Origin of the sequence: Laspinema palackyanum D2c (assembly GCF_025370875.1) — a bacterium.
Taxonomy (GTDB): domain Bacteria; phylum Cyanobacteriota; class Cyanobacteriia; order Cyanobacteriales; family Laspinemataceae; genus Laspinema; species Laspinema palackyanum.
Genome location: NZ_JAMXFD010000027.1, coordinates 66,867 through 92,437, shown reverse-complemented (window position 1 = coordinate 92,437; position 25,571 = coordinate 66,867). Strand labels below are relative to the sequence as shown.

Below are 25,571 nucleotides of genomic sequence, written 5' to 3'. Positions count from 1 at the left end.
CCGGCGGGGGTTTAAACCTAGTAGCGACAACCGGCGGGGGTTTAAACCTAGTAGCGACAACCGGCGGGGGTTTAAACCTAGTAGCGACAACCGGCGGGGGTTTAAACGATTGGCGGCCTCATAGCTCAAGTCGGTTAAAAACCGACTGCAAGTCTGATACAGTGGTGTTTTCAGTCGTCTTTAGACGACTTTAGCTGTTAGGCGGGGGTTTGAACCCCCGCCTTTAGCTGTTAGGCGGGGGTTTGAACCCCCGCCGGTTGTTGCCACTGTTCATCCTCACCCAACCCACCCAGAAGCGAACTCCCCCAACCTGACAAACTATCGCGAATCCCCCAAAAACTCAGGTGTTTCCAACACCGTCACGGAAACCAAGGGAGTCACATTAAAATCTTCCCGTAAAATGTGAGCCTGAATCTCCTTTGTCAGACGACTCCGGATCTCTTCTGTGGACACATCCACCCCCCCTTGACGCTGCACATAAACCACCGCCAGTAGGGTATTCTGTCCCGAAATATTGGGCCGAGTAAACCGTACATTCCCCTCCACTAACTCCGCCAAGTCGCTACTTTCCACCACTTCCTTGATTTCCGCATTAATCCGCTGTGCCCGACTCGGGCGTTGAAAATTGGGAGAATCCGAAAACTGCCAAATCAGCAACGCCACCAGTCCAGCAGTTGTCAATCCCATCGAAATCGGAAACAGCTTTTTCGTCCCGCGATCGTACCTTGCACCCCGGGGTCTTAATCCAAATACCCGAAAAATAATCGCGGCGGATAAATTAATCCCGAATAATTGCAACAACAGCAAAAATAAGCCATTGACAATCATATCCCAGCGCCCCAGGGGAATCGACATCCCGATAATTCCAGCAGGGGGAGAGAGGGAGGCAGCAACCAACATTCCGACTGATGCCCCTGCTACCAAACTGCTGCGTTCCGATTGCACTAAATTTAAAGCCCCAGCAGTCCCGGCAGCTAAAGGCAGCAAAATGGCTACAGCGGAAATTTGAGAGTTTTCCACCATAAACGGCGTGGCAATCTCTTGTTGCATGATCAGACTCAGAAAGGCTGCCACAGCAATTAACACTGCCAAGGCGCTAAAATAACGGACCAGACTGCGTTGGAGCAGTTTTTTGTCTCCTCGGGCAGTGGCGATCGCCACATTCATCGCCGGACCCGCTAACGGTGCAATCAGCATGGCAGCAATGAGTAAAAAGCTGCTATTGGTAAATAACCCAATCCACACGACAACCCCTGCCAGGGCCGCATATCCCAAAAATCCCCGCCAAGACCCCACACTCTGCAATCCCCCGAGAAAAATCTCGATCGGACTGCGTTCCTGAACCTCCGTCACCTGTTCGGGGGCCTCGGAACTTGGCGGATGCAGGGGCATCATTCCCCGAGGAATTAACGTTACTGCCAGATTTTCGATGGATTCCAATTCCTCTAGCAACCCTTCCACTCCCCGATTGGAAACGTGCAGAAATACGACATCCACGGGACCTTCTGAGTCCTTTGCCTCAAACTGGATTAGATTAGTGGCATCATAACCCTGGGCAATCTGCACCACCTGTTTTCCGCAACCCTGCGGGACTCTGATTTGTAATTGACGCATATTCCCCTAGAGTTTTAATTCATTTTTTTTTCAGGCTAACGTAAGCCAAGGGGAACCTGTCGGTACAATAGATCCTAAGTCCCCTTGTCTTGCGCTTCTGTTCTATGAGCTATTGCCTCAATCCCCATTGCAAGAAGCCTTACAATCCAGATAACGCCAAGTTTTGTCTGAGTTGTCGTTCTCCGTTAGGGCTTAAAAATCGCTATCGTACCATTCGCCCCCTCGGGGAAGGCGGGATGGGACGCACTTTTTTGGCCCTGGATCAGGACCGCCTCAATGCCCCCTGTGCGATTAAGCAATTATTACCGGCACCAGAAATCCAGTCTGATTTGCAAGCAATGGCAAAGGTGACGGAGTTATTTGAACAGGAGGCGCGGCAGTTGTTACTCCTGGGGGAACAACATTCCCAAATTCCGGCCCTGTTAGGCTATTTTGAACAAGATAAACGCCTGTATTTGGTGCAGCAGTTTATTGAAGGACAAACGTTGTGGCAAGAATTGCAACGGTTTGGGGCGTTCAAAGAGGAACAAATTCGCCAGTTGTTGTTAGATTTGCTGCCGGTATTACAGTTTGTCCATGAACGGCAGGTGATTCACCGGGATATCAAACCCGCCAATATTATTCGTCGGGAGGATGGGAGAGAGTCTTCCTCGGGTCAGTTGGTGTTAATTGATTTTGGTATTGCCAAACAACTGAATTCAGGCGGGGGGAAAACGGGGACGAGGGCGGGTACGGAAGGATATGCGCCGATGGAACAACTGCGTGGGGGTCGGGCATTTCCAGCGAGTGATTTGTATAGTTTGGGGGTGACTTGTATTCAGTTGTTAACGGGGATTTCCCTCGATCGCCTCTATGATCCGGTGGAGTCGCGGTGGTTGTGGCAGTCACACTTACAGCAAGTTGGACGCACCGTCAGCGATCGCCTTGCCGCCATTCTGAATAAGATGATCCACGATTCCATGAAAGCCCGCTATCCCTCTGCTTCAGCGGTTCTCCAGGATTTGAATCCCGCAGGCAGTCGGAGTTTCCCCGGGGCAGTCACCCCCTTTGTTCCCGCAGTTCCCACCCCGCCAACGGTTCCCCCAAATCCCCTGCTGGAACTGTTTAAAGGGCAAATCTGGGACTGTGACTCGACTCTCACGGGACATACCGCAGCCATCAAAACCGTTGCCCTCTCCAAGGATGGTAAAATCATTACTTCTGGGAGTGAGGATAAAACTCTCATGATTTGGGACCGTCATACGGGGAAAGTCCTCCATACCCTCACTCAACATTCCGGCGCAGTTACTGCCGTTGTCATTTCCCCCGATGGCAAGCTGTTGGTTTCCGGGAGTACGGATAAAACGATTAAATTCTGGCAATTACCCACAGGGTTTTTACTTCGCACCCTGACAGGACATACCGGGGCGATTACGGCTCTCACAATCACTCCCGATGGCAAAACTTTAGTCAGTGGTAGCGCTGACAAGACTCTGAAACTCTGGAATTTGCGGACTGCACAATTGCAGCAAACCTGGGAGGGACATACTCAAGGGGTTTCCTGTGTTACCTGTTCCCCTGATGGCAAAACTATTGCTTCCGGTAGTGACGATCGCACGATTAAACTTTGGAACCTCCGGAATGGCACGGTGAAAGCAACACTCACCGGACATCAGGAACGGGTTGAGGCAGTGGTGATCGCCTCGGATAGTCAAACCCTCGCCTCGGGCAGTCGGGATAAAACCATCCAAACCTGGCAACTGGATACGGGCAGCCGATTAGCCACCCCCAAGGAACATTTAAGCGGATTTCAGGCGATCGGTTATCTCCCCTTACTCCCCACTCTCAATCCTGGAAATGGTCATATTTTAGTGAGTGGCAGCGAAGACAAAACCCTGAAAATCTGGCATCAAGAATCTGGCAACCTCCTCCACACCCTCACGGGCCATAGTGATAGTATAACCTGTTTGGCTTTAAGTTTTGAGGGTCAAACCATCATCAGTGGCAGTCTTGATAAAACCCTCAAAATTTGGCAGAGTTTAACCCCTTAAAATTAATATGATGAACCATTGTTTAAATCCCGTTTGTCAACAACCGAAAAACCCCGAGGGCAATAAATTTTGTCAAACCTGCGGGTCAAAACTGCTGCTGCGCGACCATTACCGAGCCTTGAAACCCATTGGCAGTAGCACCTATAGCCGGACATTTTTAGCCGTTGATGAAGATATTCCCTCCAAACCCTTCTGTGTAATAAAGCAATTTTTTCCGCCGCGAACCGTCAGCGAAGCCCAAAAAGCAGCGGAACTTTTTCAACGGGAAGCGGTGCAATTAGACCGCCTGGGACAACATCCCCAAATTCCTCGCCTCCTCGCCTATTTTGAACAAGATAAACATCAATATTTAATCCAAGAGTTCATGGAGGGTAAAACCCTCGGGGAAGAACTTAAACAGTCCGGTGCTTTTTCGGAACATCAAATTTTTACGTTTCTCAAACAAATCTTACCTCTGCTGCATTTCGTTCACAGCAATCAAGTGATTCATCGGGATATCAAACCGGCTAATATTATTCGCCGTCCCCGGGTTTCCGGAGGAGATAGTTCTTCCCTAACCCGTTCGGATTCTTTGCTACTTGTGGGATTTAGTGCCGTAAAAAGCCTCTCCAATCAACCCATAATCGGCAATGCTACTATCATCGGCAGCCCCGAATATACGGCATCGGAACAGTTGACAGGAAATCCTACTTTTGCCAGTGATTTATATAGTTTAGGGGTAACTTGTATTGAACTATTAACCCAAACCAGTCCGTTCAATCTTCGTCATGGGAATCAATGGGAATGGCGACAATATCTCAGCCGTCCAGTGAGTGCGGCTTTAGGCAAGATTCTGGATAAATTGCTGCAAGATAAACCCAGTCAACGCTATCAATCCGCCCAAGAAGTATTACAAGACTTGGAAACCTTGCAACCGAGGGAATGGAAGTGTGTTGAAACCTTTGCCTCGGGTAGTCGCATCCGCTGTGTGGCAGTCAGTCCCGATAGTCAACTCATTGCCACTGGGAGTGAAGAGAATCGCATCCAATTATGGTATCCGGGAAGGGGAAAGTCTGGGGAACAATTGGGGAATTGGCTATCGGGACATTCGGGATGGGTACAGGCGGTTATGTTTAGTCCTGATGGGAGATGGTTAATCAGTGGCAGTTGCGATCGCAGTCTGAAAGTATGGGATTTAGGCACGGGGAAACTGCTGCGATCGCTGGGAGATTGGTTTGCACCTCATAACGGCTGGATTAATGCGATCGCTCTCAATTCTCCTGGCACAGTTTTAGCCAGTGGCAGTACAGATACAACGATTAAACTCTGGAATATTAGTACAGGGAAACAATTTGCAACGTTAACGGACCATCAAGGAACGATAGAATCGGTGGCGATTTCTCCCGATGGCAAATTATTAGCCAGTGGCAGTGGCGATCGCACGGTAAAACTCTGGGAATTACCCGCAGGAAAAGCAGTAGCCACCTTTACGGGACATGAGGATATGGTGCGATCGCTTACCTTCAGTCCCGACAGCAAAATTCTCGCCTCCGGCAGTCGAGATCATACCATAAAATTGTGGCAAGTGACGAGCGGGGAACTGTTAGGAAGTTTAACCCATACGGATTGGATTGAAACTGTGGCATTTAGTCCGCAGTTGCCCTTAGTGGTGGGGGGAACTCGCAATGGGGCGATCGGCTTTTGGAATCCCTATACCGGAGAAGAATTAAATGTAGTCCAAGCGCATTCGGCATCGGTAAATTCGGTGGTATTTACATCCAATGGAAGGGTGATGATTAGTGGTAGCGCCGATGGCAGTATTAAACTCTGGCAAGTAGTAAAGGGAGGGGTTTAAATGCGCTACAATTTAAGTGGCGATCGCCCCACTCGGACTTAGGCTCATAAATCGGGCTAATCTGACATCAGGCACCCTTCTCAACACCTATAGGGGTTTTAATCCTCGTCTGGTGTTGCTTCCCATATTTCACGGAGTTTCTCTAGTAGGGTAGCGGCTAGGTCTAGCCATTTGGAATCATCTTCAGGTTCTGTGGCGGTCAGCCGATCTCCTCCCACTAATTTCCCCTTTAACAAGTTTTTGACCCGATAGGTTTGTTCATTTTTACTTTCATTTCGATAAATTACTTCCAATTCTAAAACCAGTTTCAGCAATAATTCCCAACCCATTTTTTGGCGAAATTCTATCGCTAATGGATCATTACCTTCCTGAAAAAAAGCAGTTGCCGATTCAATTCGATATAAATAGTCGATGAGTTCTTCCAGAGAGTGTAGGTCACAAATGAAAAACAAGTCGGTATCGGCTAAAATTTCTATTCCTCGGGCAAATCCTAGGAGTTCTGCCCGATCTAACTGTTCCCCAAATTGGACAGGGAGATAGGCAATGCGGCCTTCGGTTGCGGCTGAGGGAATGGCAAACACCGCTTCTGCTTCCCAAACGGGACAACACTCTAATTGACCTATTCCAGTCACCTTTAAAGCAGCGACATCTAATGGCGATCGCCCCCATAAATTCCAACTTTCACTTCCTTCTAGTTCGGTCTTATAGGCCAACCGGGTCAAATAGTGATTCACAGCATAAACAGCTAGAGTATTCAGATAAACTCGTTGTCCGGTTGCTTCTTTTTCTAATTCGGGAACGAGTTGCTTCGCTTCGGTCGCAAATTTTTTGGCAAGGCGGTGTGCTTCGTTGCCAAGGGAAATATTGATAGAGTTATTCGGACTATTCATGATTTTTTACGGGGTTGATAGATGAATTCGGAGTAAATTTATTGTGCCCTTGAGAGACTAATTTTCTCCCAATGCGCTGTCAAGATTCGATAATTGATATCAAGTTCGTCGGTCAGGACCCTAAATTTCTTCGGAGGGTCCATTAACAACTTTTTAATCTAAAGAACTTGACTCTTTTAATTTGGATGTTTCTTGAGATAGCAATTTTACGGTTTCACCTCCGGATCGGGTTCGATGTACTGTTCCAATTGACAAGCGATCGCCGGTCTATGTTCGCCTTCCACGAGTTCGAGATAAAATTCAAATCCACTGCGGGTTTTGAGGCCCCATTTGGGTGGGGAGAGGATATGTCCAAATGTAGCGATGGTTTCATCGCCAAGGGTAATATCTCAACGGGTAAGAGGACGGCCTCTTTTTACCCGTTTATCTCGGACCTCGCACTCCAGATCACTGCGACTCGATTATCCTAAATCAGTTTCCCAATCGGATAACTTGGGTTCAAATTCCTTGCAAATATTTTTGCAAAGCCATTCCCCAGTGCGATGCCGGTCATCTAAATCATGGGGATTATAGGCATTAAAAATACCCGGAATTTGTGGAAAGGCAATGCAGATAGGGGTTCCGTGGACTCATGAGGTACAGATAGTTAAAGGGGTGCATAAAGCGCTGACTTGCATCGCTTCTCTGTACCGCGATCGCCACAAATTGTATGCCACCCCACTGCCAAAGAATGTACCGCATAAATCGGGAAAACGCTATAGCTGATTGAGGGTTTTGGCCCCTAGGGGATTGGGATGGGCTCCGGACATCTGGTGGTCAGCAGTGGGTAGAGGGGTGACTCCATCAATCCAGGGAAGATAGAAAACTGTTGTTATTATTACTTAACTCATCCCCCTGGCTGCTAAATTCTCTAAAAAAACCGTCGGATTCAATCGGCCTTACCCCTGTTAATTTGCTAAACTGGGAGGTGTAACTCCGGGTTTCCTCGGAATTTTATCATTCTGCAACCCTTAAAAAATGTCCGTTCAATCCCCCTAAAAGTGCTAAAATTATGTGTGGAAGATTTAGCTTTTATCAAGCCCCTGAAACGGTGGCCGAGTTGTTTAAATTGGCAGGAATTCCCCAGATAAAACCCCGATATAATATTGCGCCGACTCAATCGGTTCCTACCGTGTTGCACCGGGAGGAAACCCAGGAACGTCAGTTCCAGATGATGCGATGGGGATTGATTCCTTCTTGGGCTAAGGATGCGAAAATGGGCGCAAAGTTGATTAATGCTCGTTCGGAAACGGTGGCGGAAAAACCTTCGTTTCGATCGCCTTTTCGCCGTCGTCGCTGTTGGATTCTGGCGGATGGGTTCTATGAGTGGGAAACGACGGATTCCGGAAAACAACCGTTTTATTTTCAACTCAAGGATGGAGAACCCTTTGCCTTCGCTGGGTTGTGGGAACGCTGGCAGTCTCCGGAAGGGGAAGTGATTGAGTCTTGCACGATTTTAACGACGGAAGCGAACGAATTGATGAGTCGGATTCATGTGCGGATGCCGGTGATTCTGCCTCCTACGAGTCGAGAACCCTGGCTGGATCCGGCAACCCCTGGGGAGAAATTGCACCCACTCCTGACGCCTTACGATTCAGAAAAAATGATCTCCTATCCCGTGAGTCGGATGATGAATACGCCTAAAACTGACTCCCCGGACTGTGTACAACCGATCGCTGCTTTAGAATAATGACTCACTCACTCCATTATCTACCCCTGGCTACACTGGCCGATCGCATCGCTGAACCTGACTTTTTAACCCGGATTGCCGGAACTCCATTGTGGGATGAGGCGCAGGTGAGGATTACCTCGGATTGGCAACCCCCTCCCGAGGGTCAACTGGCAGTCGCCTCTCGGCATGGATGCGCTTTAAGTTGGCTATTCCAGGAATTAAAAACCCAAACCTTTTTGACTGAACTTCTCGACTTTGAGTATGTCTATCGGTATTTAGTCAAAGCGGTGTGGCGTTATCAGTTCGACTCGCTCAAAAATCGCCACCCCGAGGGGATTCCTGCTGGCGATCGCCTCCATTGGGAACATGAGTTAAATCTGGATTCACCCTCGATTTCCGACTCACTTCGTGAAAATCCTCCCAGTCGCCTCATGGCGGAAACCCTTCCGGAGGATGATACCCCCATCGGATTACTGCAAGCGGTTTTAGCTGCTGCCGATCGCCTGTTTCTCACCGAGTTTGTGGATTTATTTGTGTATGGCAGTTTAATGTGCGGGGAAATCAATCATTATTTATTAGAAAATGCTGAATACATCGCCGATGATGCGATCGCCGATGCCGACTTATTTAATTTAGGCCCCTATCCGATGTTCGTCCCGGGAACCGGAACCCTCTATGGTGAATGCTATCACATTCCCTTAACGATTATCCCCAATCTCGACCGATTGGAAGATCATCCTCACTATTATCAACGGCTTTGGATGCAATGTTTAAGTGGTCAAACCCGGTTAGTTTATCAAGGCTTTGCCTCACATATCCAAGGTTGTCCAAAAATCATGAGTGGGTCCTGGCGCGATCGCCCGTCAGGATCAAGTTCTGATCCACTCCCCTAAATCCCCAGATTTTGTTCAGATGGATTCCGGTTTTAACCCGGGAATCACAAAACGGGGTTAATCTTGAAGAAATTACCGAATTTGAAATCAATCGAGGGAGTTCCCCCGATTGATTCAACCCAAAACTCCCGGAAATTCTCATCGTCTTACCACTCCGCGAGGACGGGACAATGGGTCATACTGAAAAAAGCCCCCTGTTTGATAATAATATGACGCTTAGAATCCAGGCTAATCATGCCATCGCGGCGGAGTTTGCCTAACATTCGGGTAATCGTCACGCGACTGGTGGCGATCGCCGTTGCTAGGTCATAATGAGTCAGTCTAACCCGTAACCGAGTTCCCTCGGGAACAGGTTCTCCCATATCTTGTTTCAGCAGCAACAATAACTGAATTAACCGATCTTCCACCTTCCGTTGACTGCTAATCGCCAGAATTGCTTCCACCTGACGCATTCTCCGGATGAGTTGAGGAAACATTTCCTGCGCCAAATGTGGCGAAGCTTCCACTTCTCTAAGCGAAAACCACATCAAATACACATCCGATAGAGCTTTGGCGTGATAGGTTTGCAGACAGCTAAAGGACAAACTAAAATACATCGACGGACCCACCCATCCTAATAGTCCCTCTTCCCCGGTGGGATAAAGCGTACCCAGTTGCACCAACCCTTGAGCCACTTGCCAAATCCCTTGAGATAAGACCGGAATATTATCCCCTTTGGCGTAAAAATGCAGTCGGCGTTCTTCTCTAGTGCGATGCCGATCGGTTTCTGGAACAGCCTTAAGTATTGGAAGCATACCTACAACCTACCCGTAAATAACACAGGTTACAAACTTTAGGTTTACTCTATCGGCTCAAGGTAAAGATTAGGTAATCCTTGGCGGAAATCTGGGTTAAGATTCGGTTCCCATTTGGTTATGCCAAATTATTTTAGTCCTTTTTCTTTTTTTTAGGGGCTTTTTTTGATTTAGAGGAGGAGTAAGGATAGAGCAGTTCTAAGCGGAATTGGTCCCGGATTTCTGGTTTTAAATATTTCTGATGTAGGGGTTGCCACTCTAACCAAGATAAATAGCGGTTTTCTAGAAGTTTTTCGGCTAAAGTCGGAAGGGTCTCCTGAAGATTACACCCCAAAACTCGGGCAAGGGTTTCAGCTAAGACAACGCTATCTTGCATTTTACCCAAAACCTCTTGAATCTCTTGGAGATCCTCGACATACTCGGAATAGGCTTCCCCATAAAACTTCTTAAACAAGCTCATTTGATAGCGCACTCGCTTGACTTGCTTGCGGAGATCATGGAGGGTTTCTCCCTGGTTGGCGAATAATTCCTCTACCTCCGTCTCGGTGAGGTTCTGGATTTTCACCTTACCTTTTTTAGTTTTGATTCCCAGTAACCACCCGGGATGTAAAAATAGATCGCTGACTTCCGGTAATAATAAGTCAGGAAGAATATCTTGAATGGGCAGAAGTGCCATTTCTCCATAAGTGGGGTTGTTCAACCAGTCGGCTAAACTGTTTTTAAAGGAAAAATAAATCTCGCTATTCAGGGTCTCTTTTACAGCATCAAAGGCTTGGTTTCGTTCAGATTTTAAGAGGATGATAGCGCGTTTAAATGCCTCTTTTTCTACCTCGGGTAAGGCATCTTGATCATAATCAGTTTCTAGGGTTTCTAGGAGGACATCTAAATCTCGCAAACTGCCCAAACTGCGGGATATTTTGCCAATTTGACTGTGGCGGGCGGCTTTGGGTAAATCTAATGCGGGTGCAAATCCTTTGGCAGCCGATCGCAATCGTCGCATCCCGACTCGCATCTGGTGCAGGGCTTCCGGGTCGCGATCGCTTAAAACATCCTCTTCATATTGAATGGTTTTTTGGAAATGTTTTTCCAGGGCAATTTTAGCCCAATCTCCAAGGGTATTGGCGGACTGTTTGCTATCGGATTTCATGATGGAATACCACTCCTGACACTGAGGTTGATAAGAAAAAAATGCTGAGGCTGAGTATGATTAGCCGGAACTTTAGACTGATTGTATCACACTTTGCCCCGGATTGGCTATTGAAAAACTTCAGAGGTGAGTGAGTTAGATTCATCCAGCAGGGGTTCCGGCCGATATCGCCAGGGTGGAATGGTGATATCCAGGGGTTTGCTAATAAAAAGGTCATATCGGACGGCAGAGTCTTCCGTTTGGCAGGACCGGAGGAAGGGTTTGCCGGTCCAAATTTGACAGCTACACAGGGGTTTGGGTTCTTGAATGTCATAGCCCCCATTGATGGGTTCCAGTTGGAAAAATTCGATATGCCAATGGGCGGGTTCCACAGCCACACATTGGACAATACCCTCGGAGGGTAAATCGCTGAGGGATGTCTGAAGGCTGTTATAGGGTTTGATGGCGATGGGGAGGTAGTCGATATCCAACAGATAGTTCTTAAAGCCCAGATGGTTTGCCCGTTGGACGATTTGCTGCCATTCATGGAGAGGTTTTAACTCCCCTTCCCGGGGGCTGGTTTGTTCAAAGTAATATCCGCCAAACAGCCAAATCAGTTTGGTGAGGATGGTTTCCACCCGTGGGCGATCGCGCTTTAACAATTCCACATCTTCCGGTAATAACATCCGTCCCGGGACCGCCCACCAATATTCCCAAGTCAACTCGCCATCAAAGGGCAGGAGGCGTTTAACCAATCCGGGAATGCGATCGCGCAATTGAATCCGGCGAATCTCGGCGATCGTCTCAGGTTCCGATAATGGCAGGGGTAAGTTTAAATGAGCTTGCAGGGGATGTTCAGGGGCGCTGGCTTCCTCTGGGGACATCACCGCTCGATTTTGGACCGTTGGAAGTTTACTGTATAACATGATTCATTGGCCTCTTTTCTTCTGCCCTATTATTCCTATCTTTAAGGATAATTCCTCTGGCTATCCATGAGGTTCTCTCCTGGACGGGTCTTAAGCTTTTCTTTAGAAACTGGCTGAGTAAAATTAGAAATTCTCAATCTGCTATGGGGCGGATTGAGATGTTAACTCATCCCGGTGCAGAAGGGTTCAAAAATATCCCCACCTGTAGAATCACTGCCGAATGGGTAATTTCCAGGAAGGGGCGACTGGATGCCAAAAAAGTTACCCAAAACCCGGTGCTAAACTGCGATCGCCGGGGCATCACCACTGAGGCATTGACATCCACAAAGCTGTTGCCGTCGTTGCATCCACGGGTCGGGAAAACAAATATCCCTGGCCCGATTCACATTGCAGCGCGCGCAGTTGAGCCAACTGTTCCAAGGTTTCCACCCCTTCTGCCACCACATCCATATCTAAATTGTGAGCCAAATCGATACAAGTGCGAACAATTTCCAAACTTTCCGCCTCACTGCTCATCCGGCTCACAAAAGAGCGATCGATTTTTAACGTATCAATCGGCAACCGTTGCAACCGACTCAGGGAAGAATACCCCGTCCCAAAATCATCAATAGACAACTGAATTTGCCGTTTTTTGAGCTGATGGAGCAAACTCGCGGCTGACTCGGCTGCCGCCATAATGGCAGTTTCCGTAATTTCTAGCTTCAAGCAAGAACCAGTCAGACCCGTTTGCTGGAGGATCTGGTCAATATAATCCACCAGGCCCGGATTGCCAAATTGTACCCCAGCAACATTAACACTCATGGTCAAAAATGGAGCAGACCCGCCGACTCCTTCCCCTCGTTCTCGATTCGGGGGGATTAAACCCAAAGATTGCCATCGTTCGTGCCACTGTTGCAATTGACGACAGGCTTCCTCTAAAACCCATGCCCCCATTGGCACAATTGATCCGGTTCCTTCAGCAACGGGGATAAACTCCCCAGGTAGCACAAAACCACGCCGAGGGTGTTGCCAGCGCACCAAGGCTTCAAATCCGGCAATCTGCCCTGTTTTTAAGTCGATAATCGGCTGGTAATACAGGAGCAACTCCTGCCGTTTGAGGGCGAGTCTGAGGTCGGTTTCCAGTTGTAACATCGCCAGGGCCCCGGAATGCATTTGGCGTTCAAATACAGCGGTCCGTCCCCCTCCCATTGTTTTGGCATGATACATGGCGGTGTCGGCGGCGCGTAAAAAGTCTTCAGGCCGTTCTAAACTGTTGCCCGAGGAGGATTCGGGGCCGTTGCCATTGGTTAAGGTGGGCTGGGCTTGGCTATACTCCGCAGTCTGGGGAAAGTTAATGGCAATGCCAATACTGGCGGTACTGAACATATCATGACCGTTGATTTGAAAGGGGAGGGTGAGTTCTTTATGAATGCGATCGGCAATGGCGAGGGAGGTGGCGGGGTCGTCAATTTCATCAACGAGAATGGCAAATTCATCGGTTCCCACCCGGGCTAGGGTATCTTTAGGTCGGATACAGGTTCCTAATCGGCGGGCTGTGGCATTGAGGAGGAGGTCTCCCACTAAGTGTCCGAAACTATATTTAATGATGCTAAACCGATCTAAATCGATAAAGAGGACGGCAAAACCATAATGGGGACGGCGTTTTGACTGACGGAGCGATCGCCCTAATCCGTTGAGGAACCATGCCTCATTCGGCAGTCCGGTCAGGGGGTCGTAGAAGGCATTATACAACAGTTGTTCCCGGTCTTTGTTGCGATCGGTCACATCATGGACGACGGCTAAATGGAGCCCGGAAATAAAATTAGCGCTGGCAGAATACTCCACATGGCGAATGGTTCCGTCAGACCGAATGATTTTGAGTTCTCCGGTATCTCGACCCACGGTGCGGAATTTGGTGAAGCCGGTTTTGAAATCACAGGTGGATTCCATATACTTATAAATCGGCTGTCCGATTAAGTCTTCTTTGGAGAGTCCGAGGAGGGTACAAGCGGCAGGGTTGACGTTGGTAAATTGGCCGAGGTCGTTAAAGATGGCCATCGCATCCAGGGCACACTCGAACACGGCGCGCAGTTGTCGTTCGTTCGCTTGCATGGCTTTTTCGGCCAACAAGCGCGATCGCCGTCCGGCAAATTCCCGCAATTCCCTGTCAATCGCTGGAATCAAGCGGGCGAGGTAATCTTTCATCACATAATCATGTGCACCGGCTTTCATCGCGGCGATCGCTGCATCTTCTCCAATTTGCCCGGAAACGATAATAAAAGGTAAATCCAATCCCATCTGCTGCATCACCGCTAAGGCCTCGGGGGCGCTAAATTGGGGTAAGGCATAATCGGCTAAAATCAGTTCCCAATTTTCCCGTTCAAGGGCGTTTTTCATGGACTCGGGATTGTCTACTCGTTCTACGGTCAAATCATAACCGCCCCGTTTGAGTTCGCGCAGTAGTAATAAGGCATCATCCTCAGAATCTTCTACCATCAACACCCGCAACGATTGCCCCATTTTCATCCTCCTTCGTGGTTTTTGTCCTGGTAAAATATTGGGTAATTTTAGGACTAGAGTCATCCTAAATGATGGTAATCCACCCGCGAACCTGATACTCGCCTTCAAAAAGTTTGAACTTTCTAGCCATGACAAAACTGCTCTTGCTCGGGCTTATAAATCGCTTATTAGTAAGGGTTTCTTAACCCAATTGCTGGACTGAATGAGTCATCCCTTCTAACCCCTGAGTTAAGCTAGGTAATTTTTAGATATTAAACAAATATTGATATGAATCATTAAAAAGACAGGGTTGTTGTTTTGTCTGTTACCCCGGATACAGTTTGGGGTCAGCCCATGCCACAAGTGACAGTCCCCTTCAGAGATGGCAGGTGTGATCGCCGGTGCAACAGACCCCGGGGAAACCCTCTTTGGCCCATTACAGGGTAAAATAAAAGGTCGCACCCTGATTCACTTCTGAGCTCGCCCAAACTTGGCCGCCATGACGTTTGACAATCCGAGAGACGGTCGCTAAACCAATCCCTGTCCCTTCAAAATCGCTGGGTTTATGGAGGCGTTGAAAGGGTACGAAAAGTTTATCGGCATAGCTCATATTAAAACCCGCCCCGTTATCGCGCACAAAATACACAGGTTTGTTAGAAGTGCCGGGAGAATGAGGTCCCGGAGGCAGGACCCGGCGATCGCTGATGCCAAATTCAATCCGGGCATTGGCTGTTTTACTGGTAAATTTCCAGGCATTTCCGAGCAAATTCTCTAACATCACTTGCAGCAGGTGCGGATCGCCATCGGCGATCAAGCAGTCGGCTAATTTAAATCGGACGAGGCGATCGCCTTGAGTCCCTTGCAGTTCCATCGCGATCTCACGGGTCATTTTACTCAGATTCACCGGCTTTCGTTGCATCTGAGTACGGGTCACCCGGGAAAGACTCAGCAGGTCATCAATCAGTTGATTCATGCGTTCCGTAGCGGCACAGACTCGGTGCAGATAATCTTTCCCCGTCTCATCTAAAACTGTTTGATAATCTTCGATGACCGCTTTGGCAAATCCCCCGATCGCCCGCAAGGGAGCACGCAAATCGTGAGAAACCGAGTAACAAAATGCTTCTAGTTCTTGGTTGGCTGATTGGAGATCAGCAGTCCGTTCTTTGACTCGTTGTTCCAGTTGAGCATTGAGCTGACCCGTCGCTTCTTTCCGGTGACAGCGATCGCTAATATCACAGTCAAACACGGCCAGCCGACTCACTTCCCCCCGGGAATCCATCGCCGGATAGATTGATACCTCAAAGTGAGCTTGGCTGCGAACTTCTTTAAATCGGACAGGCTTTTTAGTTTGAATGACTTGTGCTATATAGGTTCGACGCACTTTCGCCAACCAGTCCGGGAGTCGGTCATAAATACAGTGTCCCACGGCTTCCGGCAGTTGTAGTCCCAGGCGTTGTGCCGCCATCCGGTTACCCGCTAAGATGATGCCCTGGGTATCAACCAGATATAATGCTTCCGTGGTCGCGTTTAAGAGTGCTAAAACCGTGGCATCATCATCGGCGATTCTGGGTTCTTCAGGGGATGCGGTGGCGATCGCACCCCAGCTTGGTTTACTCTGCACTTCCGGTCTCATAGTTTGATTTTCCGAGGTCGATGTTGCATCACTCCAGGGCAAAGTTGACCCACAAATCTGTTGTAGCTTCTGCCAGGATGTGTCCCCGCTCTCACTCGCCTCAAGCTCACCCCAGGTTGCTCTGGGTATGCAGGGGTCGTCGATCTCCCCGAGGATTTCGCACAAGGTGGCATTCACTTTGAGAAATCGTTCCTCTAACTGAGCGATCGCCAGGGGAGAGGGGGACTGTTCATCGAGACTGGGGGACTCCATTCCCTCATTTAATGGGGATAAGAACCGGGAGGGGGAATTGCGGTTTTCCCGTGCTTTTCCCTCCTGGGCGATCGGTTCCCCCCGAAAGCACACCCGGGAATTTTCAACTCTTTTTACCGCAGCGGATTCAACCCAGGATGCCGGTTGGTTCCGCTTTAATCGTTCTGAACAACCCGGGTTTAACCCGGTTATTCCCGGTTCTGCACCCGCCTCTAAATCGGCCAGATTTGGGCCAAAAATTCCCGTTAATTTATTCTCTAAGGTTTCAGGAAGTCCATGCCAAAATTCCTCTTTGGCAGGCTTCTCAATGGTTTGGGCAGCAGCATAAGTTAAGCCAGATTTCTGATGGATAATCCGCCATGATAACCAACAGTATTGACCCGTTTTGTGACGATATCGATTGGTGATGTGACAAACTTGGCCCATCTCGCAAGCGCTTTCGCTCATTAACGTCCAGTGGAGATCATCGGGATGGATCAAGTCACGCCAGGAGTGCGATCGCAGGTCTTCTAGGCTCCATCCGAGAACGCTTTGCCAACTGGAGTTGAGCTTCAGGAAATCTCCTTCCGGGTCTGTGATGCACAACAGTTCACTGGATAGGTTAAAAAACACCTGTATGTCCTCTGGAACTATCTCTGCCTTTACCCCCATTGCTTTGAGTCCTTCAATCATTGGTTCGGTCCCTAGATTCCCACTGGTCATCCATCGTCTCCCTGAATGCTTAATTTCTGCCCTGTTTGCTGCTGCCGAGGCTCAAGAATAGAGCCAAGTTTTATGTTGCTTTTAGGTTGAATTAATTGACAGCTAAATCCCTTTTTTATGGAAAGTTTGTTCATCTGCCTCTCATAAAACTTTATTTATTTTTTTATTATAAGCGACCTTTTGGGAATAGACCGATTCTGTTATCAAAACTTGACGAAACCAGGCGATCGGCCTTTTTCCTTCAATAATAACCCGCTGTCCTCTCCCGCACCCCGGGTCCTCTTACTTAATCCCTGGGTGCGATCGCTTCTGGTTTCCGCTCCTTCTTATCCCTCCTGCTGCTGATTTTTTTGACCCTTGTCTCTCTGACTTTATCGGAATCCTTGGAGGTTTCAACAATATTTTATAGTTTTTTAATTTCCAGACTTTTATCCCGGTTGACTGGGTTTAAATCCATTGCCTGACCTGTTTATTTTAAGCCCGCTCAAGGTTGAAACTCCCATTCAGTAACCGTTTAATCTGGACTCTTTCTTTCATTTGATGACCGCTCAAATGCCGAAAAATTTGATAATCGGAATTCGGTCTAACGGGGCGCGAACAATCGAGAATAGCTAGAAAAATCAGGCCCAGAGGAGGTTCGGCCATTCAACCGAAATTCTCTCCCTAATGCGTAAAACCTAGGTAATTTTGCAGTCTCTAAGTGAGGGGTCAGATGAGATATTGCCGATTTCCTGCAACTTTATCCCTGTCCTGAGATTGTCCAGTTTCCACGGTTCCGGATGGCTTGGGTATTTCCTGACTGGTTTTGTGGGGGGGAAAATTGGCGGTGAAGCGGATTCGAGGGTTTTCAACCATATTCAAGTCCCGTTTTCCGTTCCGGAGTAGGTTCAAATTTCTGTTACCTAGGTTACTAAATATCGAAAAATTTGTCAATTGTTTGGAGAGATTTAAAACGGATTGAACAGATCTGTCCATTTAGGTTAAGAAACCCTAACAACTGGCTTCAACAGATCAGCGAATTCCTGGGTTTAAAGAGTAAAATAGGGGGGATTACCCCTGAAGCCGAAACAAATTATCAATGTTAGAATAATTTCTTTATTTTTATGAGTCAGTGGCTAGGGGTGATAGACACAGATTTCCCCCTCAGTTGCGCGGGATTAAGTTTGGGCACTCGGAGGTGGCGACTTCATCAAAACGCGAGATTTTCGGCAAAAATATCAAATGATTCTGAGTCAGGAAAATCGCGATCGCCTGACTCAGGATAAAAAATTTGCGTTCTATAGACCCTAGAACGGACCCAGGACTGTTAACGTCTCATTAACAAAGGACGCACAATCCAATAACCGGCACCAAATGCCGTCACCACCACCAGGAGGATCATAATGATCAACCCAAACCCCCCGAGGTCCGATCGCTTTACCGGACGGGTGGTCCGACGGGGACGAGTTTCCGGTTGTTCAGTAAATAAAGGTTCTCCCATACCCGGAGTTGCACCGAGATCCGTCATGGCGAAGGGAGAACCTACCGCAGAACCGGGAAACCCACTTAACTGCGGATGACCACTTTCCAGATGGGGTGTGGCGGAATAGGCCGATTCTCCCCGTTGGGTGCGATCGCCATTGCGGTTCACTGGGGGACTCTGGGGTTCCCAAGCATCCACCACCTGCTGTAAATGCACCGCAGATTGAACCACCGTTTCAATTTCCTGGCGCAGTTGTCGATTTTGTTGAACTAACTGATGATTTTGAGTGGTTAGGGACTCCAACCGTTCCTGCGCGGTTTGTAACTCAGCAACGACTTCTCGATACAGAGAGATGGGAACTGAAGGAGAATAAGGTTGATTAGAAGGAGTTGGCGGGGTTGTCGGCAGATTGCCGGAGGCAGTAGCATTTCGCATAAGGGCTTTTCGGGTAGTAGGAGGACGGGAGGCGATCGCAACCGTTCTGAGTCTTTTGACGAGAGAACTCTGCCTCAGATTACAACAACGATTACCTAGCTTCGTCAAGGATTTGCTACAAATCTCTACGATTGAGGTCCTTGGCAATCTAGGCAGAATGGCATGAACTCCAGATTAGAGGGCGATCGCTCTGACCCTGAACCAATCTTTACTCTCCATCTTAAGTCCTGGAGTCCCTTCCTTCAAGGTCCACTGACCCCAAGACTCTCCGATTCGGAGCAATTTCTGTCACGATAGAATGAATCACGAGAGATTCAGTCCCTATTCAGTCAAAATGAGCAATTCTTCCATGCAGTCCGATATATCGCAAACCGCCACCCCTACCGATGACACCCCACAGATCAAGTATGGGGAACGGGAAATCGAAGAGGGACAGTTAATTACCTTTCCCAATCCCCGAATCGGCAGACGCTATGACATTCACATCACCTTACCCGAATTTACCTGTAAATGTCCCTTTTCCGGCTATCCGGATTTTGCTACCATTTACCTGACCTACGTTCCGAATGAACGGGTGGTGGAACTCAAAGCGATCAAACTTTATATCAACAGTTACCGCGATCGCTACATTTCCCACGAAGAATCCATCAATCAAATCCTCGATGACTTCGTAGCCGCCTGCGACCCCCTAGAAGCCACCATCAAAGGCGATTTTCATCCCCGTGGCAACGTCCACACGGTGATAGAAGTTCGCCATACCAAACCTCAGACTTAATCTATTTTGGCCGGTGGGAATAATCCCACCCGCCAAGATCGATTAATTTTGACCCGCCAAAGAACCGGAGGCGATCGCCACCCCATCGGTCCTCGGTTTTTCCTCTAAATTATCCAAAATTTCAATCACTTCTCGCTCAAACGTCACTTGAGCGCGATTCGTTTTTCCACCCACATACAGTTCCCCATTCTCTTCTAACGCCCAAACCTGGGAATGAGAAACATAACTCATCATCACCCCCAACATTAACAAACCAAACCCCAAATAAACAACCGGAATACCCGGGTCCGCTTTAATTTGTAACCCCGTACTGCCAATCACCTTCTTAATCTTCAGCGTCACCCCATTCACCGGAGTTTCCATCCCGGGACGCAGACTTGTCATTAATTTCCCTTCCATATCGTAGAGTAAAAGCGTTCCCTGTAAATCCTTCGCCAACAGCGAAACCCCTTCACTCAAATCCGGCTTAGTTGGAATCCAAGTGCCCCATAACCGCGCACCCCCTCCAGTATTTAATAGCGCCATTGGCAGTTGAAAAATCGGACTATTATTCAACTGAACCTGAACTGCTGCCACACCCCAATCGGTTTGATACATCGTCACCCCACGATACCGCAGGGGTTTGTTCACATGAATGGTTTGGCGATCGCGTTCCTGACCCTCGCTATCAATCACGGACAAATCAGAATAAAACTGGTCAATCGTCCCATCCGGCTGGTAATCAATCCAGAACCGATTCACATGAACCGCCCAATCTTTGGGAACTTGGGACATGGAAAACGGACCGGCATCAATAATATTTTGAACCCGGAACGTTTCCCCACTCGGAATAATTTCCTGAGCCATAAAACCCGTCATCGCGCCCAAAATAGAACCCGCCAGAATAATCAACATACTGGCATGAACCAGAATCGGGCCAATTTTCCCCATTAACCCTTTTCGGGCATACAGAGTATTGCCTTCCCGAAATACTAAATACCGCCGTTTTTGTAACAGTTCTTCTAATTGATTCAGATTCGCCTCATCCACTTGAGCACTCAACGCCAGCTTTTCAAATTGCCGAGGAGTCTTATAAAATTTCCAACGCCGTGCTGCTGTTAAAGCCGGGAATTGATGGGTAAACGTACAAGCGGTTAAACTCGACCCAAACAACACCAATAACGCTAAAAACCACCAAGTCCGATAAACATGATCCAACCCCACAACTTGAATCACCTTCCAAGTCAAGAAGCCAAAAAGAGCCGGAGATTCGGGATAATTGGATTGATAAAAAGCCGGAGATTGACCCTGCTCAATCACCGTCCCAGAGATACTAAATACAGCGATGGCTAATAAGAGGGCGATCGCCAACCGTAAATCCCCCAAAAACGGCAACAGTTCCCGGCGAAAAAACCGTTTCGGAACCGCAAACAAACTGCTTAACTTCTGCGTATCATTTGTCATTTCTAATTTACCCTGTGACCCTTGTCATCAAATACAATAAAAATTTTCCCAATCTCCCCAATTTCTACACCACTGGAAGCAGTCGAAATAATAGAGAAAAAACTCCAAATCCTACTAAAAGCGCCCCACTAACCGGCGTAATCCAACCGGACCAGCGACGCACTTCCAACAGCTTTTTAATCGTAGCTGTAAACGTACCCGCCAAAATCAAAGGAGCCACATAACCCGCCGTATAAGCCAATAATAAAGCCCCTCCTAACATCACATCTTGGGTAGTCGCAATCCAAGCTAATAACGTTGCCAAAACCGGCGTACTACAAGGAGAAGCTACCAACCCGAAGGTCAGTCCCAACAAATAAGAACGCACCCCATCGGGCACATCTTTCGGAATCAACTCCATCCCATCTAAAGAAGGCAAACGCAACGGTAAAGCCTCCAGAAGATTCAGACCCATTAAAATCGCAATCACACTCACCAGAATCGGCAAACCAATCCCCACCTGACCATAAACCTGACCCACATAAGCGGCGACAATACCCAATGCAGCGAGGGTAGTAGCCAAACCCAAAGCAAACCAAGTAGACTGCGCCGCAGCCTGAATCCGACTTTGGGCCTCATACCCGCCAATATAACCAATCGTAATCGGCAGCATGGACAACATACAAGGGGTCAAGCTAGTCAGCAACCCCGCCAAAAAAATAATCAAGACACTCACCCAGGAGAGGTGCGTCAATTGGCTAGAAACGAGACCATCAGCGAGTTGTTGGAGGTGGTAGAGATAAGTTTGGACAGAATCAATCATGCTTTAACCGGGGAAAACGCCCAATATGAACAATTGTAACGTAGAGGACACCCCAGCGATCGCACAACTTCAACTCAAACCCATGAACGGGCGATCGGTCCCTTCCCCCAGTTCGTAGTAACGACTTCAGTCGTTTCCGAATATTCAGCCTAAAAAACATTCCCCCAGTTCGTAGTAACGACTTCAGTCGTTTCCAAATATTCAGATTAATGAATTTAAAAAAGTTTTTTATGAAATGATGATATGAAAAATATTTAATATCGATTATTTTAGTAAAAATTTATCAAATAAAATACTCCTAATTCATGATGCCCATGTAGAGTCGGGACAGGATGCGATCGCCTCCTACCATCCGCTACAATAAAACTAAATCCATTATCAACAGTCATACGAGGTTGCATAATGTCTGTTCTACCTCAAACCTCAGTTTCTGAGATAAAAATTACCTGGCCTAAACTCCCAGACGACTTTGTACTCCCAGACGACCCCGTGGAAAATTTAGAACACCCTTTATTAGCCAATGCCCTCCGTCACTCTTTGACTCCGGAGTTATGCCAAGATGCCTTAATTTCGTCGAACTTTGCATTGTGTGCGGGTATTAATAACCGCCCCATCTGCAAAGCCCCCGATTGGATGTACATTCGTCCCGTTGCACCTTGGTCCAGTCCTGAACCTCGTCGCAGCTACACTCCCCATACAGAAGGACCCATTCCACTCATTGTCATGGAATTCCTATCGGATACTTACGGGGAAGAATACTCAATGGAATTTCAAAAACGTATCGGCAAATGGTACTTTTACGAACAAATCATTAAAGTACCCATGTACGCGATATTTCATCCCCAAATGGCTGATTTAGAACTGTACGCTTTAGAATCCAACCGATATCAAATACAGACACCCGATGCTAATGGTCTATATTGGATTCCCGGACTAGAGCTATTTTTAGGCATCTGGCAGGGAACCCGTGACAACCGCACCGGCAATTGGTTACGCTGGTGGAATGCCAACGGAGAACTCCTGCGATGGCCCGAAGAACGGGAGGAAACTGAACGCCAACGGGCCGAAACTGAACGCCAACGGGCTGAAACTGAACGCCAACGGGCTGAAACTGAACGCCAACGGGCGGAAAAACTAGCGCAACGGTTGCGTGAGTTGGGTGTAGATCCCGATAGTTAACGGAGTGGAGGGGCGTGAAGAATCAGCGATCGCCCCTCCTATTTTTTCTATCCTTTGTTTTCAACCTTACTCAAACACCAGTACAGAAAGTGCTGAGGACAAGAAACCGGGTTTCTAGCCCAGATTTGTTGCGAAGTACCAGAGATTTTGTGAAGAAACCCGGTTTCTAACCTTTACTGCACCCATCCCTAACGCTTCCTCCGTCCTCTGCCGAAGCGCGATCGCCGCTTATCCGCCAACGACACCACCTCTCCGGTGCTACTTTCCCTTGCCACCCGAATCAAAATCCCCGCACACATCAAACTGGCAATCATCGAACTCCCCCCATAACTAAACAGCGGCAGGGGTAAACCCGTCGTCGGCAGCGCACCCGTCGCCACCCCAATATTCAGCAGGGACTGACCAATCATCACCACCATCACCCCGATCGCCACCAACTGTTGCACAATTTCCCGAGTCTTGTACGCCACCAACAACGCTACCGTGGCATAACTCCCCAACAGCAGCATCAGCACCATACTGCCGACAAATCCAAACTCCTCGGCATACACGGCAAAAATAAAATCCGTATATTGAATCGGCAAATACAGCAACTTTTGTTGGGACAAACCATACCCCGTCCCCAAAGCCCCCCCGGACCCCACCGCTAACAAACTTTGAATCAACTGGTATCCATCTCCAAAGCGATCGGCCCAAGGATTTAAAAACGACATCACTCTTCGTCGTTGATATTCCTTAATGCTAATACTCAACAGCGCCAGGAGGAACCCTCCAAATGCCGTACTCCCCAAGTAAGAAAACGGTAAACCCGACCCCAAAGCAATCAACCAAATCATCATCCCACAGAGGGCCGTGGTACTCAAGTTCGGTTGCACCAAGATTCCCAACAGGACTGCCGCAAAAATCACCAACCAATTAATCCGCACCTGCCAAGTCAAGCGGTTCCAGTTGCCAAAAATTCGCGCCGCCTGCAAAATCAGAAACGGTTTAATTAACTCCGAAGGTTGAATCAAAGCCGGACCCAACTTTAACCACCGAGTCGCCCCATTCACCGTGGTCCCAAATCCCGGAACCACCGTCAGCCAAATCAACCCCAGCAGGATAATTACCGCCCAATCTGAAATCCCTTGAATGTATCGCAGGGGGGTATAAACCAGGACATTAAAGCCGATTAAGCCAACCAGAACCCAGATTAGTTGACGTTTAAAATAGTAAAGTCCATCCCCAAACTCAGCATTGGCACTGGGATAGGAGGCAGAAAACAGTACCGCCAACCCCACAAACAGCCAGAGGAAGGTCAACCATCGCAACAATCGAGCTTCTAAGGCCCATTCTTTGACAGCCGGATCGAAAACGGGAATCAGTAGGCGTTGCATCCAAAGCAAGTCCGATAACTAGATTAAGTTTAGTTCAGTATATTTTATGATTTCCCGAATGAAAGCGGAAGCCGGAAACGACTGAAGTCGTTACTACAAACTTTTACCCATCTCCCCCATCCCCCCATCCCCTTCTCCAGAAATGCAAAAAGAGGCCCTGAAGACCTCTTTTTATAATCATTAAAGCTGTGAGTGCTTTCTGTAGTGATGTCAGTAAGAATTAAGATATGCCGGTGTTCATACCGGGTTTGCCAGTGGCAAGTTGCACTTTGATGATTTTGCCACCCATTTTCATAATCCGTTGCTGCTCTTTAAACCAGTTGTCGTAAGGAACGAGCTTGGTGAAATAGGTATTTTGTAATTCCCGCTGGGTGCGAATCCGGCTTTGGCTTGGCACGCAAGCCGTCACTTTGAACATTCTCATGGGCTTCTTGCTCCTGTTTCGTTGGAAAAAATTTGTATCTGAACAAAACTATCTTAATTGAAGCCAGGGAGTCCAGAGTCAATACTAGCTCGCTAAAACTCATCGAAATTGTTTCTCAAGCCTTTGACGAGCTAGCACTCACTCTTGACTTCCCTGTCCTCAAAACTAGGTCGAGTTAATAGAGCGTTGTCCGAGTTAGCGATGATTTTTCAATCGCTGCTCTACAGGCTCCACACTCCACATTTAGCTCAAGCCAGAGCAGATGTAGTCGAAGTAGACGCCCATTTCTTTACCGGCATCAGGACCTACCAAACCGGCGGTCACTTCTTTCATGGCTTGGATTGCTTGCACGGTTGCACCGATCGGCACACCCAAGGAGTTGTAGGTTTCTTTCAAGCCATTGAGCACGCGCTCGTCGAGGATGGAGGGGTCAGCCGCCAGCATCGCATAGGTGGCATAACGGAGGTAGTAGTCGAGGTCACGAATGCAAGCTGCATAGCGACGGGTGGTGTACATATTACCACCGGGACGGGTTACATCCGAGTACAGCAGGGACTTGGCAACGGCTTCCTTAACGATGGTGGCTGCATTGGCGCTGATAGCGGTTGCAGCACGAACGCGGAGTTCGCCGGTTTGGAAGTAGCCCTTGAGTTTGTCAAGAGCAGAGTTGTCTAGGTACTTACCTTGGACGTCAGAGGAGTTAATAACAGCAGTAATTGCGTCTTGCATCTTTTATGTTTCCTTAAACTGCGCGATCTGTGATTATTTACCTTAAACGAATGGAGTAGAGAA

At 48.2% G+C, this 25,571-nt stretch carries 24 protein-coding genes; 8 read left to right on the top strand and 16 right to left on the bottom strand.

The features are described from left to right. A partial coding sequence (locus NG795_RS23135) for a hypothetical protein (protein WP_367290989.1) occupies window positions 1-194 on the top strand: 194 nt, incomplete at its 5' end. A gap of 124 nt (window positions 195-318) precedes the next feature. Here the strand turns inward: NG795_RS23135 and NG795_RS23130 are convergent. Then, the gene (locus NG795_RS23130) at window positions 319-1,614 is read right to left on the bottom strand and encodes a TIGR00341 family protein (RefSeq protein ID WP_367290988.1); all 1,296 of its coding nucleotides are present in this window, start codon (window positions 1,612-1,614) and stop codon (window positions 319-321) included. A 104-nt stretch (window positions 1,615-1,718) separates the two neighbouring features. On the opposite strand from NG795_RS23130, the gene NG795_RS23125 reads away from it, so the two are divergent. Together NG795_RS23125 and NG795_RS23120 are read left to right on the top strand one after the other, a co-directional pair. After that, window positions 1,719-3,644 (top strand): protein kinase domain-containing protein, encoded by a 1,926-nt coding sequence (locus NG795_RS23125; RefSeq protein WP_367290987.1) that lies wholly within the window; start codon window positions 1,719-1,721, stop codon window positions 3,642-3,644. Window positions 3,645-3,651: 7 nt separating this feature from the next. Next, complete coding sequence (locus tag NG795_RS23120; RefSeq protein WP_367290986.1) at window positions 3,652-5,478, top strand: protein kinase domain-containing protein; 1,827 nt, start codon at window positions 3,652-3,654, stop codon at window positions 5,476-5,478. Window positions 5,479-5,576: 98 nt separating this feature from the next. On the opposite strand, the gene NG795_RS23115 is transcribed toward NG795_RS23120, so the two are convergent. Then, window positions 5,577-6,368 (bottom strand): DUF1822 family protein, encoded by a 792-nt coding sequence (locus NG795_RS23115; protein ID WP_367290985.1) that lies wholly within the window; start codon window positions 6,366-6,368, stop codon window positions 5,577-5,579. A gap of 606 nt (window positions 6,369-6,974) precedes the next feature. Between NG795_RS23115 and NG795_RS23110 the strand changes: the two genes are divergently transcribed. The 3 genes from NG795_RS23110 (at window position 6,975) to NG795_RS23100 (ending at window position 8,972) form a co-directional block, all read left to right on the top strand. Further along, complete coding sequence (locus NG795_RS23110) at window positions 6,975-7,133, top strand: hypothetical protein (RefSeq protein WP_367290984.1); 159 nt, start codon at window positions 6,975-6,977, stop codon at window positions 7,131-7,133. A gap of 286 nt (window positions 7,134-7,419) precedes the next feature. Next, window positions 7,420-8,097: an SOS response-associated peptidase gene (locus tag NG795_RS23105; protein WP_367290983.1), complete on the top strand. Its 678-nt coding sequence runs from the start codon at window positions 7,420-7,422 to the stop codon at window positions 8,095-8,097. Beyond that, entirely contained in the window at window positions 8,097-8,972 is an 876-nt protein-coding gene (locus NG795_RS23100; protein ID WP_367290982.1) for a gamma-glutamylcyclotransferase family protein, read from the top strand. The genes NG795_RS23105 and NG795_RS23100 overlap by 1 nt, the downstream gene beginning before the upstream one ends. A 146-nt stretch (window positions 8,973-9,118) precedes the next feature. Here the strand turns inward: NG795_RS23100 and NG795_RS23095 are convergent, their stop codons facing one another. The 8 genes from NG795_RS23095 to NG795_RS23060 form a co-directional block, all read right to left on the bottom strand. Then, a complete protein-coding gene (locus NG795_RS23095) occupies window positions 9,119-9,766 on the bottom strand; it encodes a Crp/Fnr family transcriptional regulator (RefSeq protein WP_367290981.1) in 648 nt (215 codons plus the stop codon). Window positions 9,767-9,899: 133 nt separating this feature from the next. Next, the gene (locus tag NG795_RS23090; RefSeq protein WP_367290980.1) at window positions 9,900-10,913 is read right to left on the bottom strand and encodes a CHAD domain-containing protein; all 1,014 of its coding nucleotides are present in this window, start codon (window positions 10,911-10,913) and stop codon (window positions 9,900-9,902) included. 107 nt (window positions 10,914-11,020) lie between these two features. Continuing rightward, window positions 11,021-11,818 (bottom strand): hypothetical protein, encoded by a 798-nt coding sequence (locus tag NG795_RS23085; RefSeq protein WP_367290979.1) that lies wholly within the window; start codon window positions 11,816-11,818, stop codon window positions 11,021-11,023. 166 nt (window positions 11,819-11,984) lie between these two features. Further along, the gene (locus tag NG795_RS23080; RefSeq protein WP_367290978.1) at window positions 11,985-12,143 is read right to left on the bottom strand and encodes a hypothetical protein; all 159 of its coding nucleotides are present in this window, start codon (window positions 12,141-12,143) and stop codon (window positions 11,985-11,987) included. After that, a complete protein-coding gene (locus NG795_RS23075; RefSeq protein WP_367290977.1) occupies window positions 12,119-14,317 on the bottom strand; it encodes an EAL domain-containing response regulator in 2,199 nt (732 codons plus the stop codon). Before NG795_RS23075 ends, NG795_RS23080 begins: the two co-directional genes overlap by 25 nt. A gap of 415 nt (window positions 14,318-14,732) precedes the next feature. Further along, entirely contained in the window at window positions 14,733-16,883 is a 2,151-nt protein-coding gene (locus NG795_RS23070; RefSeq protein ID WP_367290976.1) for a PAS domain-containing sensor histidine kinase, read from the bottom strand. A gap of 708 nt (window positions 16,884-17,591) precedes the next feature. Further along, entirely contained in the window at window positions 17,592-17,738 is a 147-nt protein-coding gene (locus NG795_RS23065; RefSeq protein ID WP_367290975.1) for a hypothetical protein, read from the bottom strand. Window positions 17,739-18,189: 451 nt separating this feature from the next. Continuing rightward, on the bottom strand, window positions 18,190-18,780 hold the full coding sequence (locus NG795_RS23060; protein WP_367290974.1) for a bZIP transcription factor: 591 nt from the start codon (window positions 18,778-18,780) through the stop codon (window positions 18,190-18,192). 349 nt (window positions 18,781-19,129) lie between these two features. On the opposite strand from NG795_RS23060, the gene queF reads away from it, so the two are divergent. Beyond that, window positions 19,130-19,555, top strand: coding sequence for a preQ(1) synthase (gene queF / locus NG795_RS23055; protein WP_436836083.1), 426 nt, complete (start codon window positions 19,130-19,132; stop codon window positions 19,553-19,555). A gap of 42 nt (window positions 19,556-19,597) precedes the next feature. Here queF and NG795_RS23050 read toward each other — a convergent pair whose 3' ends face one another. From NG795_RS23050 to NG795_RS23040, 3 genes are all read right to left on the bottom strand, one after another. Then, complete coding sequence (locus NG795_RS23050) at window positions 19,598-20,998, bottom strand: cytochrome c biogenesis protein (RefSeq protein WP_367290972.1); 1,401 nt, start codon at window positions 20,996-20,998, stop codon at window positions 19,598-19,600. 64 nt (window positions 20,999-21,062) lie between these two features. Beyond that, window positions 21,063-21,800: a cytochrome c biogenesis protein CcdA gene (locus NG795_RS23045; RefSeq protein WP_367290971.1), complete on the bottom strand. Its 738-nt coding sequence runs from the start codon at window positions 21,798-21,800 to the stop codon at window positions 21,063-21,065. A gap of 269 nt (window positions 21,801-22,069) precedes the next feature. Beyond that, window positions 22,070-22,201, bottom strand: coding sequence for a hypothetical protein (locus NG795_RS23040; RefSeq protein WP_367290970.1), 132 nt, complete (start codon window positions 22,199-22,201; stop codon window positions 22,070-22,072). Between the two features lies 1 nt (window position 22,202). Between NG795_RS23040 and NG795_RS23035 the strand changes: the two genes are divergently transcribed. Then, a complete protein-coding gene (locus NG795_RS23035) occupies window positions 22,203-22,979 on the top strand; it encodes a Uma2 family endonuclease (protein WP_367290969.1) in 777 nt (258 codons plus the stop codon). 188 nt (window positions 22,980-23,167) lie between these two features. On the opposite strand, the gene NG795_RS23030 is transcribed toward NG795_RS23035, so the two are convergent. From NG795_RS23030 to apcB, 3 genes are all read right to left on the bottom strand, one after another. After that, a complete protein-coding gene (locus NG795_RS23030) occupies window positions 23,168-24,355 on the bottom strand; it encodes an FtsW/RodA/SpoVE family cell cycle protein (protein ID WP_367290968.1) in 1,188 nt (395 codons plus the stop codon). Between the two features lie 220 nt (window positions 24,356-24,575). Further along, window positions 24,576-24,779: a phycobilisome linker polypeptide gene (locus tag NG795_RS23025; protein ID WP_015147227.1), complete on the bottom strand. Its 204-nt coding sequence runs from the start codon at window positions 24,777-24,779 to the stop codon at window positions 24,576-24,578. A 243-nt stretch (window positions 24,780-25,022) separates the two neighbouring features. After that, window positions 25,023-25,508, bottom strand: a complete 486-nt coding sequence (gene apcB / locus NG795_RS23020) for an allophycocyanin subunit beta (RefSeq protein ID WP_261206883.1) — start codon at window positions 25,506-25,508, stop codon at window positions 25,023-25,025. Window positions 25,509-25,571: the final 63 nt, after the last annotated feature.